Genomic DNA, 15,227 nt, shown 5'->3' with positions numbered 1-15,227 from the left:
GGTCGGCGGATTCGCCTACGCTGGAACCATGCCCCTCATCCTCATCAGACACGGTCAGACCTCCTCGAACGTCGCAGGGCTCCTCGACACCGCGATCCCTGGAGCCGTGCTCACGCCGCTCGGCGAGCAACAGGCCGGAGCGCTGCCCCGCGCCCTCGCCGGCGAGGCGATCGAGGCCGTGTACGCATCGACCGCTGTCCGCGCACAGCAGACGGCGGCTCCACTCGCTGCCGCGTGCTCGCTCCCTGTGCTCGTGCGGGGCGGCATCCGGGAGATCAGCGCCGGTGACGGCGAGATGCTGGGCACGCGGGAGGCCGTCCAGGCGTACATCGACGGCATCGTCGCGTGGGCGTACGGCGACTTGGACGCACGGATCCCGGGTGGAGAGAGCGGTCGAGAGGCCTTCGCGCGTTTCGACGCCGTCATCGAGGAGATCGTCGCCTCGGGGTCCTCGACGGTGGCGCTCGTGAGCCACGGCGCGATGCTGCGCTCCTGGCTCGGTCTACGGGCCACCAACGTCGACGGCCACTTCATCGGCACGCACCCGATCACGAACACGGGCGTCATCGTCGTGACCGGTGACCCGGGTCTCGGCTGGACGGTCGAGACCTGGACCGGGGACGCTGTCGGCGGCCCGGACCTCACGACGGACGCCGATGGCCCGGCCGCCGAGGTCGAACGCGGCTTCTAGCGCGCGCCTGCGTCCGGCTGGCCGTCGCCTTGGATGAACGGGCCCGGCTCCTCGCCGGGCAGACCGGGGAGGGATCGCACGAGTTCGTCGAGCTCGCGTTCGTCGACGACGATCTGCTGATCACGGAGGCGGTCTGCGATGGCGGCGCGGACATCGAGCTCGGGGGAGAGCGAACGATCGGCCGCGACCTGCACCAGGATCCCGTGGAGGCGGTCGTCGCCGCTCGCGTCGTGGACGTCCTGCTGCGGTTCGGAGTGCTCTTCGGTCATCGCGTCGATCCCATCGTCCCGGACGACGCACGCGACGCCGTCAGCTCGACGTGAGCGATCTCCCGGCCGGGAGATCGCTCACAGTCTGGTACCGGTGGTGGGACTCGAACCCACACGTCTTTCGACAAAGCATTTTGAGTGCTCCGCGTCTGCCATTCCGCCACACCGGCGCGTCCGCCGCAGGGCGAACAGCAACCTGCATCAGAGTACCGTAGGATTTGAGGGTGACCGAGCAAGAGACCCCTCCCGTAGCCCCACGGCGCGTCGTCGTCGCTGAGGACGAATCCCTCATCCGCCTCGACATCGTCGAGATCCTCCGTGACAACGGTTTCGAGGTGGTCGGCGAGGCCGGCGACGGCGAGACTGCTGTCGCACTCGCGACGGAACTCCGTCCGGATCTCGTGATCATGGACGTCAAGATGCCTCAGCTCGACGGCATCTCCGCCGCCGAGCGCATCGGTAAGGCACACATCGCGCCTGTCGTCCTCCTCACGGCCTTCAGCCAGAAGGAGCTCGTCGAGCGGGCGAGCGAGGCCGGTGCGCTGGCGTACGTCGTCAAGCCGTTCACGCCGAACGACCTGCTCCCCGCGATCGAGATCGCCCTCTCGCGGTATCAGCAGATCATCACCCTCGAGGCCGAGGTGGCCGACATGGTCGAGCGCTTCGAGACCCGCAAGCTCGTCGATCGCGCCAAGGGCCTCCTCAACGAGAAGATGGGCCTGTCCGAGCCCGAGGCCTTCCGCTGGATCCAGAAGGCCTCCATGGACCGCCGCCTCACCATGCACGATGTCGCCCAGGCGATCATCGAACAGCTCAGCGCAAAGAAGTAGCGCGCTCCCACCTCGTCGCAAAAGCGGCCCGCCCCATCGGGGCGGGCCGCTTTGCCGTACTCGGGGCGTTCAGCTCCCGGGGGCGTCCTTGATGAGGTTCGTGATGCGGATCGTCGAGCAGCGTCGCCCCTGTTCGTCGCTCACCGCGATCTCATGCACGGTGAGCGAACGTCCGAGATGGATCGGCGTGCAGATGCCGGTCACGATCCCCGACGTCGCCGAACGCGTGTGGGTCGCGTTGATGTCGATGCCCACCGCGAGTTTGCCCGGTCCGGCGAAGAGGTTGGCCGCCATCGAACCGAGCGACTCGCCGAGCACGACGTAGGCGCCCCCGTGGAGCAGCATCGCCGGTTGGGTGTTCCCCTCCACCGGCATCGTCGCCACGGATCGTTCGACCGTGAACTCGGTGAACTCGATCCCCATCTTCGCCGCCAGGGCACCGCTGCCCCTCGTACGCAGGAAGTCGAGGGCTTCGTCGGTCTCGTTCGTCATGTCCACCTTCGGATCGTGCCTGAACCGTGTCGGCACCGGCTTGTAGGCTGGGCGCGTGTCGGAATCAGAAAAGCCTACCCTCCTCATCATCGACGGCCACTCGCTCGCGTTCCGGGCGTTCTACGCCCTCCCGGTCGACAGCTTCCAAACGCGCGACGGCCAGCACACGAACGCCATCCACGGGTTCATCTCCATGCTGATCAGCCTGCTCAAGAACGAGAACCCGACCCACATCGCCGTGGCGTTCGACATCTCGAGGCGATCGTTCCGTACTCGTGAGTACCCCGAGTACAAGGGGACCCGAGGCGAGACCCCCGTGGAGTTCAAGGGTCAGGTGCCGTTGCTCGAAGAGGCGCTCAAAGCCATGAGCATCACCACCGTCAGCAAGGAGGACTACGAGGCGGACGACATCCTCGCGACCCTCGCGAAGCAGGGTGCGGAGGAAGGATTCCGTGTCCTCGTCGTCTCCGGCGACCGCGACACCATCCAGCTCGTGACGGACGACGTCACGCTGCTGTACCCGTCGAGCCAGGGCGTCTCGGCCCTCACCCGCTACGACGGCGCGAAGGTCTTCGACCGCTACGGTATCCGTCCCGAGCAGTATCCGGAGATCGCGGCGCTCGTCGGCGAGACGAGCGACAACCTGCCGGGAATCCCGAAGGTCGGCGAGAAGACGGCCGTGAAGTGGCTCAACCAGTTCGGTTCGCTCGAGCAGATCCTGGAGCGCGCGGACGAGATCACCGGCAAGGTGGGGGAGAGCCTGCGTGAGCACAAGGAGAACGCGGTCCGCAACCGTCGTCTGAACCGTCTCCTGACGGACGTGGAGCTGCCTGTCGGCCCGAAGGACCTCGAGCGCAAACCGCTCGACGCCGACGCCGTCGCCACCATCTTCGGTCGGCTCGAGTTCCGCACGCTCCTGGACCGCGTGCTGAAGCTCGACGGCCTCGAGGCCAACACGGACGTCTCGGCCCCCGCTGCGGCGAGCATCGTGATGCCCCCGCAGAAGGAGCTCCTCGACGAGGAACTCGAAGCGTGGCTCGCGCGGGCGGTCACCGCCCATCCAGGCGGTATCGGCCTGCAACTCGAGCTGCACGACGGCCTGCCGGTGGGCGCAGGACTCTCGACCCCGACGGAGATCGTCGCGCTCTCCTGGAGGCCGGGCGAAGCCGACTACGCGCCTCTCGAGGCGTGGCTGGCGAGCGCAGCACCGAAGATCATGCACGACGCCAAGCCGCAGCTCAAGGGCATCACACGCGCGGACATCGGCTTCGACGGCCTCGGGTACGACACAGCGGTCGCCGGTTGGTTGCTTCGTCCGAGCGGCGGAGACAAGACCATCGGCGACCTCGTCAGCCGCTATCTGGACGAGACGATGCCGGTCGCCGATCCGAACCAGCTGGTACCGGAGACCGACCCGGTCGGCGTCGGCGGAACCGCATGGTACGCACTCCGTGTCGCTGAGGCCACCCGCACCGCACTCGACGCCGGTTCGCTCGGCGTCCTCCTCGACATGGAGCTGCCGGTACTTCGGGTGCTCGCCCACATGGAGCTGAACGGGGTCACGGTCGATCACGGGATCCTCAGTGGATTGTCCGAGCAGCTCGGCAGCCGCGCCGCAGAGCTCGCCAGCAACGCGTACGCCCAGATCGGCCGCGAGGTCAACCTCGGCTCTCCCAAGCAACTGCAGGAGGTGCTGTTCGATCAGCTCGCCATGCCGAAGACCCGAGCGAACAAGACCGGCTACTCCACCGACGCCGGCGCGCTGGCCGACCTGCAGGAGAAGAACCCGCACCCCTTCCTCGGGCTGCTCCTCGAGCACCGAGACGCGACGAAGCTCCGCCAGATCGTCGAGACGCTCGACAAGGCGATCATGCCCGACGCCCGGATCCACACCACCTATGTGCAGATCGGCACGAGCACCGGCCGCATCTCGTCGACCGACCCGAACCTGCAGAACATACCGGTCCGCACCGAGGAGGGTCGGCGCATCCGTGCGGCGTTCCAGGCAGGCGCCGGATTCGAGACGCTGCTGACGGCCGACTACTCGCAGATCGAGATGCGCATCATGGCGCACCTGTCCGGTGACGCCGGACTCATCGAGGCGTTCAAGTCGGGCGAGGACCTCCACCGCTTCGTCGGCTCGCGTATCTTCGGCGTCGCCGCCGAGGACGTCACGCCCGCCATGCGCAACAAGGTGAAGGCCATGTCCTACGGCCTCGCATACGGATTGAGCGCTTTCGGTCTGTCGAAGCAGCTCCGCATCTCGAGCGCCGAGGCGAAGCAGCTCATGGTCGACTACTTCGAGCGTTTCGGTGCGGTCCGCGACTACCTGCGGAACGTCGTCGAGCAGGCGAAGGTCGACGGCTACACGGAGACCATCTACGGACGCCGTCGTCTCTTCCCCGAGCTGTCGAGCCCGAACCGGCTCGTTCGGGAGAATGCGGAGCGCGCAGCCCTCAACGCGCCGATCCAGGGGTCGGCCGCCGACATCATGAAGCGGGCGATGATCGGCATCGAGTCCGACCTCACGACGCAGTCGTTGTCCTCGCGCATGATGCTGCAGGTGCACGATGAGCTGATCTTCGAAGTCGCCGAGGGGGAGTGGGACGCCCTGGAACGCGTCGTGCGCACCCGGATGGCCGGCGCCGCAGACCTGTCCGTCCCACTGGACGTCCAGATCGGGCGTGGCAACGACTGGGACGCAGCAGCACACTGATCGCCGGACGACCGGGCCGACGGATCGAGGATCCGCACCGGGCGTCCGTGACGGGTGCGGACTAGGCTCGAAGGCATGTCGCACGAGGAACCACGTCAGAGCACACCGATCGACGCAATCGCTGAGAGCTGGGTCGAGACCCTCGTCCAGCTCAAACCGGAGGTCGGCACGTACATCGGCCGGACCGACGTCAACGATCGCTACGGTGACTACTCGCCGGCGGGACACGAGGCCTACATCGCCGCGGCATCCCGGACGCTCGCCGACCTCCGCGCGGCAAGCCCCGTCGACGCCGTGGACCGGGTCACGCAGACCGACCTGTCAGCGGAACTGGAGCTCGACCTCGCTTCATCCGAGGCCGGACTGCAGTACCGCGACCTCAACGTGATCGCGTCGCCGTCGCAGGAGTTGCGGGACGTGTACGACCTGATGCCGACCGCCACGGTCGACGACTGGGGCATCATCCGCACGCGCCTCGCAGCGCTTCCGAACGCCGTGGACGGATACATCGAGACGCTCCGCGAAGGGATCTCGCGGGGCATCACCCCGGCGAAGCGTCAGGTCGCGGAGGTGTACGAACAGGTGTTGCGCACCGGAGCCGATGACGGCTTCTTCGTCGACTTCGCGGCCAACGCCGTCCCGGACGACGGCCAGCTGCCGGCTTCGCTGGCCGCCGAGCTCTCGACAGGGGCGGGCGCCGCCGCTGTCGCCTACCACCGTCTGGCGGACTTCTTCGCGCAGGAGCTGCTCCCGGTCGCCACCGAGCAGGATGCGATCGGTCGCGAGCTCTACGCTCTGCAGTCACGACGGTTCCTCGGCGCGACGGTCGACCTCGACGAGAGCTACGAATGGGGGATCGAGGAGCTCGGACGGATGGTGTCCGAGCAGGAGGCCATCGCGAACGAGATCCTCCCCGGCGCGTCGGTCGAGGAGGCCGTGGCATTCCTCGAGCAGGACCCCGCCCGGAAACTCCACGGCACCGAGGCGCTGCAGCGGTGGATGCAGGAGACGAGTGACCGCGCCGTCGAGGAACTCGGTCGGACGCACTTCGACATCCCACAGGAGATCCGCTCGCTCGAGTGCATGATCGCGCCGACGCAGGAGGGCGGTATCTACTACACCGGGCCCACGGACGACTTCTCACGCCCCGGGCGCATGTGGTGGTCGGTGCCGGTCGGTGTCACCGAGTTCGACACCTGGCGCGAGTTGACGACCGTGTACCACGAGGGCGTGCCGGGCCACCACCTGCAGATCGGTCAGGCGGTCGTCAATCGCGGCAAGCTGAACCTGTGGCGTCGGCAGCTCGCCGGGACGTCGGGCCATGCCGAGGGGTGGGCGCTGTACGCCGAACGGCTGATGGAGCAGCTGGGATATCTGGACGACCCGGCCGACCGCCTCGGTATGCTCGACGGCCAGCGGATGCGTGCCGCTCGCGTCGTACTCGACATCGGGGTGCACCTCGGCAAGCCCCTGCCGGACGGCAGCGGCACCTGGAGCGCCGAATACGCCTTCGACTTCATGGGCCGGAACGTCAACATGTCCCCGGAGTTCGTCCGGTTCGAGGTGAACCGGTACCTCGGTTGGCCGGGGCAGGCGCCGTCCTACAAGATCGGTCAGCGCATCTGGGAGGATCTCAGGGACGAGGTCGCACGACGCGAGGGAGCGGCGTTCGACATCAAGGAGTTCCATCGACGCGCATTGGACCTCGGCGGCGTCGGACTCGACACCCTCCGATCCGCGATCCTCGAATGACCAGCCAGCGGGTCGTCATCGCCGGCGCATCAGGATTCATCGGGCAGCGCCTCGTCGCCTCGTTCCGCGAGGAGGGCGCCTCCGTCAGCACGATCGGGCGCTCTGGCGCAGACGCCCGATGGGGCGACCAGGAGGCGATCGACGCGCTCGTCGATGGCGCCGACCTCCTCGTCAACCTCGCGGGGAAGAGCGTGAACTGCCGTTACGGTCCGGCGAATCGGGCTGAGATCGTTCGGTCGCGCGTGGAGACCACCGAAGAGCTCGGTCGTTCGGTCCGCGCGGCCTCGACGCCACCGTCGCTCTGGATCAACTCCTCGACGGCGACGATCTACCGCCATGCCGAGGATCGACCGATGACCGAGCGGGACGGGGAGATCGGCACCGGCTTCTCCGTCGGTGTCGCCACGGCCTGGGAGGATGCGTTCTTCGACGGCGACCTGCCCGCCACCCGGCGAGTGGCGCTTCGGATCGCCATCGTCCTCGGCGACGGCGGCGCGCTCATCCCGCTGCTCATGCTGGCGCGCTTCGGGCTCGGCGGGCCCCAGTTGGATGGACGGTGGCCGACTTCCCGAACCAGACGGACGGCCGGAACCGCGCATGACCTCGGCGCCAGAGGGGGCCGTCAGCGGTTCAGCTGGGTGCACCTCGATGACGTGGTCGGAACGGTCCGATTCGTCAGGGACCACCCCGAGCTGGACGGCCCGATCAACGTCTCGTCACCGAATCCCACCGACAACCGCGGATTCATGCGGACCCTCCGGTACGCACTCGGTCGACCGTTCGGACTCGCAGCACCCCGCTGGATGCTCGAGCTCGGCATGTTCATCCTGCGTACCGAGACGGAACTCGTTCTGAAGAGCCGCTGGGTGCTGCCGGAACGCCTCCTCCACGCGGGCTACCGGTTCTCGTACCCGGAGCTCGATCCCGCGCTGCGCGACATCGTCGCTGCCCGCAGCTTGCCGATGAGCACGGAATCCCGCTAAACTGGACTGTCACAATTGTGACGTCCTATCCGCCTGCCCGTCTCGCAGAGCGAAACCGATCCCCGGATCGGAATCACACAACAGCATCGACCCGGTCACGGCTCGTGGTCATCCACGGGTCGGGAACGATGCGCGAGGCACGGCCTGAATCATTGTCCACACTGGAGCAATTACTACATGACAAGCGCAACGACCGCCCCCAGGCAGGTCGCAATCAACGACATCGGATCTGCTGAGGACTTCCTCGCAGCGGTCGAAAAGACTCTGAAGTTCTTCAACGACGGCGACCTCATCGAGGGCACCGTCGTGAAGATCGACCGCGACGAGGTCCTCCTCGACGTCGGTTACAAGACCGAGGGCGTCATCCCCTCGCGTGAACTCTCCATCAAGCACGACGTCGACCCCTCAGAGGTCGTCAACGTCGGCGACACGATCGAGGCTCTCGTTCTCCAGAAGGAGGACAAGGAAGGCCGTCTGATCCTGTCGAAGAAGCGCGCTCAGTACGAGCGTGCTTGGGGCGATGTGGAGAAGATCAAGGAATCCGACGGCGTCGTCACCGGTTCGGTCATCGAGGTCGTCAAGGGCGGCCTCATCGTCGACATCGGCCTCCGCGGCTTCCTCCCGGCTTCGCTCATCGAGCTGCGCCGCGTCCGCGACCTCACGCCGTACCTCGGCCAGGAGATCGAAGCGAAGATCCTCGAGCTCGACAAGAACCGCAACAACGTGGTCCTGTCGCGTCGTGCGCTCCTCGAGCAGACGCAGTCCGAGAGCCGCACCACCTTCCTCAACAACCTCCAGAAGGGGCAGGTCCGCAAGGGCGTCGTCTCCTCGATCGTCAACTTCGGCGCGTTCGTCGACCTCGGCGGCGTCGACGGTCTCGTCCACGTCTCCGAGCTCAGCTGGAAGCACATCGAGCACGCCAGCGAGGTCGTCGAGGTCGGTCAGGAAGTCACCGTCGAGATCCTCGAGGTGGACCTGGATCGCGAGCGCGTCTCCCTGTCGCTCAAGGCGACGCAGGAGGACCCGTGGCAGGTCTTCGCCCGTACCCACGCAATCGGCCAGGTTGCACCGGGTAAGGTCACGAAGCTCGTTCCGTTCGGTGCGTTCGTGCGCGTCGCAGACGGCATCGAGGGCCTCGTGCACATCTCGGAGCTGTCCGGCAAGCACGTCGAGCTCGCTGAGCAGGTCGTGTCGGTCGGCGAAGAGGTCTTCGTCAAGGTCATCGACATCGATCTCGAGCGTCGCCGTATCTCGCTGAGCCTCAAGCAGGCCAACGAGGGCGTCGACCCCGAGGGCACCGAGTTCGACCCGGCCCTCTACGGCATGCTCACGGAGTACGACGAGCTCGGGAACTACAAGTACCCCGAGGGCTTCGACTCCGAGACGCAGGAGTGGAAGGAAGGCTTCGACGCCGAGCGCGAGAAGTGGGAGCAGGACTACGCTGCCGCCCAGGCGCGTTGGGAAGCCCACAAGAAGCAGGTTGCAGCTGCAGCCGTGGAAGAGGCCAACCAGGCCTCCTCGACCACCGCTTCGTCCTCGGCCGGTTCCTCGTTCACGAGCGAGTCCGCTGGTGGCGGCACCCTCGCAGACGACGAGTCGCTCGCCGCACTGCGCGAGAAGCTCTCGAGCAACTAGTCACGTCCGCGTCGACCTCGGTCGACGTCCAGCAGGGGGTCGCCTTCGGGCGGCCCCCTGCTGCGTTCCGGCGTCGTCACGGACGATGTCCACGGCGACGCCGGTACGCTGGCAGGCATGTATCTCATCGGCCTCACCGGGGGCATCGCCTCCGGGAAATCGACCATCGCTGCGCGCTTCGCCGAGCACGGCGCCGTCGTCATCGACGCCGACGTCCTCTCCCGCGAGGCCGTCGAGCCCGGCACACCGGGGCTCGACGCGATCGCCAGACGGTTCGGTCCTGGTGTCATCGGGGCCGACGGCGCCCTCGACCGACCGGCCCTCGGCGCGATCGTGTTCGCCGACGAACAGGCGCGGGCAGACCTCAATGCGATCGTGCATCCCGAGGTGAAGCGCCGGTCTCAGGAACGCATCGCGGAAGCGTCCACGAACCCCGCTGCGATCGTCGTCTACGACGTGCCGCTGCTCGTCGAGACCGGGCGCAAGGACGAGTTCGACCTCGTCGTCGTCGCCTTCGCGCCGAGCGAGGTCCGAGCGCGCCGACTCACCCAGATCCGCGGACTCGAACTCGACGAGGCGGAACGACGCATGGCCGCGCAGGCGAGCGATGAGCAGCGCGCGGCTGTGGCGGATGTCGTCATCGACACAGCGGGCACACTCGACCACACGATCAGCCAGGTGGACGCCGTCTGGAGCGACGCAGCCGCCGCAGCCGCCAATCGGGTGGCGACCAGGACCGACTGACCGTCGGCCGCTCCGCTGTGGGCGAAGCGGGGGAGCGGTGTCGGTGGCGCTCCGTAGACTCGAAGCATGGAACCCACCCGTGCCGTCCACCCGTTCGAGGTGATCAGCGAGTATGAACCGAGCGGTGACCAGCCCGCTGCGATCGAGCAGCTCTCCGGCCGGATCAACGCCGGCGAGACCGACGTCGTGCTCCTCGGCGCGACCGGAACCGGCAAGTCGGCCACGACCGCCTGGCTGATCGAAGCCGTCCAGCGCCCGACACTGGTGCTCGCCCACAACAAGACCCTCGCGGCGCAGCTCGCGAACGAGTTCCGCGAACTCATGCCGAACAACGCGGTCGAGTACTTCGTCTCCTATTACGACTACTACCAGCCGGAGGCGTACGTCCCCCAGACGGACACCTTCATCGAGAAGGACTCGTCGATCAATGCGGAGGTGGAGCGACTCCGGCACTCGACCACCAACTCATTGCTGAGTCGCCGCGACGTGATCGTCGTCTCCACCGTGTCCTGCATCTACGGCCTTGGTGCTGCCGAGGAGTACCTGGAGGCGATGGCCGCGTTGCAGGTGGGCCAGAACATCGGCCGCGACCGCCTCATCCGCAAGTTCGTCGGCATGCAGTACAACCGCAACGACGTCGACTTCTCACGGGGTAACTTCCGCGTCCGCGGCGACACCATCGAGATCATCCCGGTCTACGAAGAGCTCGCCATCCGCATCGAGTTCTTCGGTGACGAGATCGAAGCGCTCTACGCCCTGCACCCGCTCACCGGCGACATCGTCAAGAAGCTCGAAGCGGTCTCCGTCTTCCCTGCATCGCACTATGCGGCCAGCCCGCAGACCATTCAGCGCGCGATCGGCACCATCCAGGAGGAGCTCGCCGAGCGACTCCAGTCGCTCGAGCGGGAGGGCAAACTCCTCGAGGCCCAGCGTCTTCGCATGCGGACGACCTTCGACCTCGAGATGATGCAGCAGATCGGGTTCTGCTCTGGCATCGAGAACTACTCGCGGCACATCGATGGCCGCTCTGCCGGCGAAGCCCCGAACTGCCTGCTCGACTACTTCCCCGACGACTTCCTCACGGTCATCGACGAGTCACACGTGACCGTCCCGCAGATCGGCGCGATGTTCGAGGGCGATGCCTCGCGGAAGCGCACGCTCGTCGAACACGGCTTCCGTCTCCCGAGCGCGATGGACAACCGGCCGCTCCGCTGGGACGAGTTCAAGAACCGCGTCGGCCAGACCGTGTACCTGTCGGCGACGCCGGGCAAATACGAAATGGGCATCGCGGACGGCATCGTCGAGCAGATCATCCGCCCGACCGGCCTCGTCGACCCCGCGATCATCGTGAAGCCGTCGGACGGACAGATCGACGACCTACTCGAGGAGATCAGGGTCCGCGCCGAGCGCGACGAACGGGTCCTCGTCACGACCCTCACGAAGAAGATGTCCGAGGAGCTCACGGACTTCCTCACCGAGGCGGGCGTCCGTGTCCGGTATCTCCACTCGGACGTCGACACGCTGCGCCGCGTGGAGCTGCTGAGCGAGTTGCGTCAAGGCGTCTACGACGTCCTCATCGGCATCAACCTGTTGCGTGAGGGGCTCGACCTCCCCGAGGTCTCCCTCGTCGCGATCCTCGACGCCGACAAGGAGGGTTTCCTGCGCTCGTCCACCTCGCTCATCCAGACCATCGGGCGAGCCGCTCGAAACGTCTCGGGCGAGGTGCACATGTACGCGGACCGGCTCACCGATTCCATGAAACGCGCGATCGAGGAGACCGATCGCCGCCGCGAGAAGCAGGTCGCCTACAACCTCGAGCGTGGGATCGACCCGCAGCCCCTGCGGAAGCGGATCGCCGACATCACGGAGGCACTCGCCCGCGAAGGCGCAGACACCGCTGCACTGCTCGCCGGTCGCGACAACGGCAAGAAGAAGAGCCCGACGCCGAACCTCCGCAGAGAGGGCATCGCCGCCGAGGGCGCGAACGACCTCGAGTCGATCATCGCCGACCTCAATGCCCAGATGCTCTCGGCTGCCGCGGAGCTGAAGTTCGAACTCGCCGGCCGCCTGCGCGACGAGGTCTCCGAGCTCAAGCAGGAGCTCCGACAGATGGCCAAGGCCGGGCATATCTGAGTCCGTCCCGGCTCGGGCTTCGCTGAGAGCGCAGTACCACAGACCCGGACCGGGAGTCCGGTGTCGGTGGTGCTGCGTAGACTTCAAGGGTGTCAATTGCCAAGGTAGATCACCACTCAACGCTCAGTGTTCGCGGCGCCCGCGTGCACAACCTCCAGAACGTCGATCTGGAGATCCCGCGCGACTCCCTGGTCGTGTTCACGGGTCTCTCCGGCTCGGGGAAGTCCTCCCTCGCGTTCGACACCATCTTCGCCGAGGGGCAACGACGCTACGTGGAGTCGCTCTCGGCCTACGCGCGCCAGTTCCTCGGCCAGGTCGACCGCCCGGACGTCGACTTCATCGAGGGTCTGAGCCCCGCGGTCTCGATCGACCAGAAGTCCACGAACCGGAACCCGCGTTCGACCGTCGGCACGATCACCGAGGTCTACGACTACATGCGTCTCCTCTGGGCGCGCATCGGCATCCCGCACTGCCCGATCTGCGGCGAGGTCATCCAGCGCCAGACGGTGCAGCAGATCGCCGACCAGCTCATGGAACTCGACGAGAAGCGCCGGTACCAGATCGTCGCGCCGGTGGTGAGCCAGAAGAAGGGCGAGTTCGTCGACCTCTTCAAGGAACTCTCCGCGAAGGGCTTCGCGCGCGCCATCGTCGATGGTGAGGCCGTCCAGCTCTCCGAACCACCGACGCTCAAGAAGCAGGTCAAACACGACATCTCCGTCGTGGTCGACCGTCTTGTCGCCGGCCCCGAGATCCTCGGTCGGCTCACCGACTCCCTTGAGACCGCACTGTCGCTCACCGACGGGCTCGTCATGATCAACTTCGTCGACGAAGAGGGCGACGACGCCTGGCGCACCTTCTCCGAGAAGCTCTCCTGCCCGAACAACCACCCGCTGCAGTTGACGGAGATCGAGCCGCGCACATTCTCCTTCAACGCACCATTCGGTGCGTGCCCCGAGTGCTCCGGTCTCGGCACGCGTATGTCGGTCGACGCCGAACTCCTGCTCGGCGACGATGAACTCAGCATCAACGAGGGCGTCATCGTCCCCTGGACCACGCAGGGCAAGGGGCTCTACCAGTATTACGAGAAGCTCCTCGACGGCCTCGCCCGCGACCTCGACTTCTCGCTCGACACCCCCTGGCGGGATCTGCCGGCCACCGTGCAGGAAGCGGTGCTCCGCGGCGACAACTTCAAAGTCAAGGTCAAGTGGAAGAACCGCTTCGGCCGCGAGATGAGCTACTCCTCAGGCTTCGAGGGCGTCATCCCCTACATCGAGCGCCAGTACCTCCAGGCCGACACCGACAGCCAGCGCGTGCGCTGGTCCGAGTACCTCCGAGAAGTCCCGTGTCAGGTCTGTGGTGGCCGACGGTTGAAGCCCGAAGTCCTCGCCGTGCTCATCCACGAGCACAGCATCGCCGAGGTCGCGGAGCTCAGCCTCACCGACGCGCGCCAGTTCATGGACCGTCTCGAACTCAGCGACCGTGAGGCGCACATCGCCGCGCAGGTGCTGCGGGAGATCAAGCTCCGCCTCGACTTCCTCATCCAGGTCGGTCTCAACTACCTCAACCTGTCACGCACCGCAGGCTCGCTCTCGGGTGGCGAGGCACAGCGCATCCGCCTCGCCACGCAGATCGGCTCGGGGCTCACGGGCGTGCTCTACGTGCTCGACGAGCCGAGCATCGGCCTCCACCAGCGTGACAACCGCCGCCTCATCGAGACTCTCGTCGCCCTGCGCGACCTCGGCAACACCCTCATCGTCGTCGAACACGACGAGGACACCATCCGGACCGCCGACTGGATCGTCGACATCGGCCCCGGCGCGGGTGTCAACGGCGGGCGAGTGGTGCACTCGGGCTCCTATGAGGAACTCGAGGCGAACACGGAGTCGCTCACCGGCGACTACCTCTCCGGCCGCAAGTCGATCGAGATCCCGGCGAAGCGCCGCCCCATCGACCCCAAACGACAGATCCAGGTGATCGGGGCGCAGGCCAACAACCTGCGCAAGGTCAGCGCGGACTTCCCGCTCGGCGTCCTCACCGCGGTCACGGGCGTCAGCGGCTCCGGCAAGTCGTCGCTCGTCAACGACGTGCTCTACCGCGTGCTCGCGAACAAGTTGAACGGCGCACGGAAGCTGCCGGGCAAGCACACCCGCGTGACCGGTCTCGAGCATCTCGACAAGGTCATCCACGTGGACCAGGCGCCGATCGGCCGGACCCCCCGCTCGAACCCGGCGACGTACACGGGCGTGTTCGACAAGATCCGCAACCTCTTCGCCGAGACGCAGGAGGCCAAAGTCCGCGGGTATCTCGCCGGCCGCTTCAGCTTCAACGTCAAGGGAGGCCGTTGCGAGGCCTGTTCCGGAGACGGCACGATCAAGATCGAGATGAACTTCCTCCCGGACGTCTACGTCGCCTGCGAGGTGTGCGGGGGAGCACGGTACAACCGCGACACCCTCACGATCCACTACAAGGGCAAGAACATCGCCGAGGTGCTCGACATGCCGATCGCCGAGGCGGCCGACTTCTTCGAGCCGATCTCGTCGATCCACCGTTTCCTGAAGACGCTCGTCGAGGTCGGACTCGGATACGTCCGACTCGGCCAGAGCGCGACGACCCTCTCGGGCGGTGAGGCACAGCGCGTGAAGCTCGCGACCGAGTTGCAGCGCCGCAGCAATGGTCGCAGCGTCTACGTCCTCGACGAACCGACGACGGGTCTGCACTTCGAGGACGTCCGGAAGCTCCTGCTGGTGCTCGGCGGCCTCGTCGACAAGGGCAACACGGTCATCGTGATCGAGCACAATCTCGACGTCATCAAGTCGGCGGACTGGCTCATCGACCTAGGCCCTGAAGGAGGCGCCGGCGGCGGCACCATCCTGAGCGTCGGCACACCGGAGCACCTCGCGACCGTCCCCGGCAGCCACACGGGCTTCTTCCTGAACGAACTGTTCGAGGCAGAGGCCGGCGGCAGCCGCAAGGCCGGCTGAC

11 protein-coding genes and 1 tRNA gene are annotated in these 15,227 nt (G+C 66.7%); 9 read left to right on the top strand and 3 right to left on the bottom strand.

The window, feature by feature from the left end; genetic code table 11:
• The first annotated feature begins 28 nt into the window (after positions 1–28).
• A complete protein-coding gene (locus ABMA10_RS11475; protein WP_347868779.1) occupies positions 29–691 on the top strand; it encodes a histidine phosphatase family protein in 663 nt (220 codons plus the stop codon).
• On the opposite strand, the gene ABMA10_RS11470 is transcribed toward ABMA10_RS11475, so the two are convergent.
• Together ABMA10_RS11470 and ABMA10_RS11465 are read right to left on the bottom strand one after the other, a co-directional pair.
• Entirely contained in the window at positions 688–960 is a 273-nt protein-coding gene (locus ABMA10_RS11470; protein ID WP_347868778.1) for a hypothetical protein, read from the bottom strand. The genes ABMA10_RS11475 and ABMA10_RS11470 overlap by 4 nt on opposite strands.
• 86 nt (positions 961–1,046) lie before the next feature.
• A tRNA-Leu gene (locus tag ABMA10_RS11465) sits at positions 1,047–1,130 on the bottom strand.
• A 54-nt stretch (positions 1,131–1,184) separates the two neighbouring features.
• Here ABMA10_RS11465 and ABMA10_RS11460 point away from each other — a divergent pair.
• Positions 1,185–1,790: an ANTAR domain-containing response regulator gene (locus ABMA10_RS11460; protein ID WP_347868777.1), complete on the top strand. Its 606-nt coding sequence runs from the start codon at positions 1,185–1,187 to the stop codon at positions 1,788–1,790.
• A 69-nt stretch (positions 1,791–1,859) separates the two neighbouring features.
• Here the strand turns inward: ABMA10_RS11460 and ABMA10_RS11455 are convergent, their stop codons facing one another.
• Positions 1,860–2,282: a hotdog fold thioesterase gene (locus ABMA10_RS11455; protein ID WP_347868776.1), complete on the bottom strand. Its 423-nt coding sequence runs from the start codon at positions 2,280–2,282 to the stop codon at positions 1,860–1,862.
• A 55-nt stretch (positions 2,283–2,337) separates the two neighbouring features.
• On the opposite strand from ABMA10_RS11455, the gene polA reads away from it, so the two are divergent.
• The 7 genes from polA to uvrA all read left to right on the top strand — a co-directional run bounded on the left by polA (position 2,338) and on the right by uvrA (position 15,226).
• Positions 2,338–4,998 (top strand): DNA polymerase I, encoded by a 2,661-nt coding sequence (polA, locus tag ABMA10_RS11450; RefSeq protein ID WP_347868775.1) that lies wholly within the window; start codon positions 2,338–2,340, stop codon positions 4,996–4,998.
• 75 nt (positions 4,999–5,073) lie between these two features.
• Positions 5,074–6,750, top strand: a complete 1,677-nt coding sequence (locus ABMA10_RS11445) for a DUF885 domain-containing protein (protein ID WP_347868774.1) — start codon at positions 5,074–5,076, stop codon at positions 6,748–6,750.
• Positions 6,747–7,733, top strand: a complete 987-nt coding sequence (locus ABMA10_RS11440; RefSeq protein ID WP_431030567.1) for an epimerase — start codon at positions 6,747–6,749, stop codon at positions 7,731–7,733. Before ABMA10_RS11445 ends, ABMA10_RS11440 begins: the two co-directional genes overlap by 4 nt.
• Before the next feature lie 177 nt (positions 7,734–7,910).
• Complete coding sequence (rpsA, locus tag ABMA10_RS11435; RefSeq protein WP_347868772.1) at positions 7,911–9,368, top strand: 30S ribosomal protein S1; 1,458 nt, start codon at positions 7,911–7,913, stop codon at positions 9,366–9,368.
• 117 nt (positions 9,369–9,485) lie between these two features.
• Positions 9,486–10,112 carry a dephospho-CoA kinase gene (coaE, locus tag ABMA10_RS11430; protein ID WP_347868771.1) on the top strand — a complete coding sequence of 209 codons (627 nt, stop codon included), beginning with the start codon at positions 9,486–9,488 and terminating at the stop codon, positions 10,110–10,112.
• A gap of 66 nt (positions 10,113–10,178) precedes the next feature.
• On the top strand, positions 10,179–12,245 hold the full coding sequence (uvrB, locus tag ABMA10_RS11425) for an excinuclease ABC subunit UvrB (protein WP_347868770.1): 2,067 nt from the start codon (positions 10,179–10,181) through the stop codon (positions 12,243–12,245).
• Positions 12,246–12,334: 89 nt separating this feature from the next.
• The gene (gene uvrA / locus ABMA10_RS11420) at positions 12,335–15,226 is read left to right on the top strand and encodes an excinuclease ABC subunit UvrA (protein WP_347868769.1); all 2,892 of its coding nucleotides are present in this window, start codon (positions 12,335–12,337) and stop codon (positions 15,224–15,226) included.
• The last annotated feature ends 1 nt before the right edge of the window (position 15,227 follow it).

It is taken from the genome of Plantibacter sp. RU18, assembly GCF_050613355.1.
Classification (GTDB): Bacteria; Actinomycetota; Actinomycetes; order Actinomycetales; family Microbacteriaceae; genus Plantibacter.
The sequence above is the reverse complement of the archived record's forward strand: the minus strand, read 5'-3'. Positions and strand labels throughout refer to the sequence as shown.

Coding starts and splice junctions, on each gene's coding strand:
- rpsA (WP_347868772.1), top strand. CDS start 7,911: ATGACAAGCGCAACGACCGCCCCCAGGCAGGTCGCAATCAACGACATC.
- uvrB (WP_347868770.1), top strand. CDS start 10,179: ATGGAACCCACCCGTGCCGTCCACCCGTTCGAGGTGATCAGCGAGTAT.
- ABMA10_RS11455 (WP_347868776.1), bottom strand. CDS start 2,282: ATGACGAACGAGACCGACGAAGCCCTCGACTTCCTGCGTACGAGGGGC.
- ABMA10_RS11470 (WP_347868778.1), bottom strand. CDS start 960: ATGACCGAAGAGCACTCCGAACCGCAGCAGGACGTCCACGACGCGAGC.
- ABMA10_RS11445 (WP_347868774.1), top strand. CDS start 5,074: ATGTCGCACGAGGAACCACGTCAGAGCACACCGATCGACGCAATCGCT.
- ABMA10_RS11475 (WP_347868779.1), top strand. CDS start 29: ATGCCCCTCATCCTCATCAGACACGGTCAGACCTCCTCGAACGTCGCA.
- coaE (WP_347868771.1), top strand. CDS start 9,486: ATGTATCTCATCGGCCTCACCGGGGGCATCGCCTCCGGGAAATCGACC.
- ABMA10_RS11440 (WP_431030567.1), top strand. CDS start 6,747: ATGACCAGCCAGCGGGTCGTCATCGCCGGCGCATCAGGATTCATCGGG.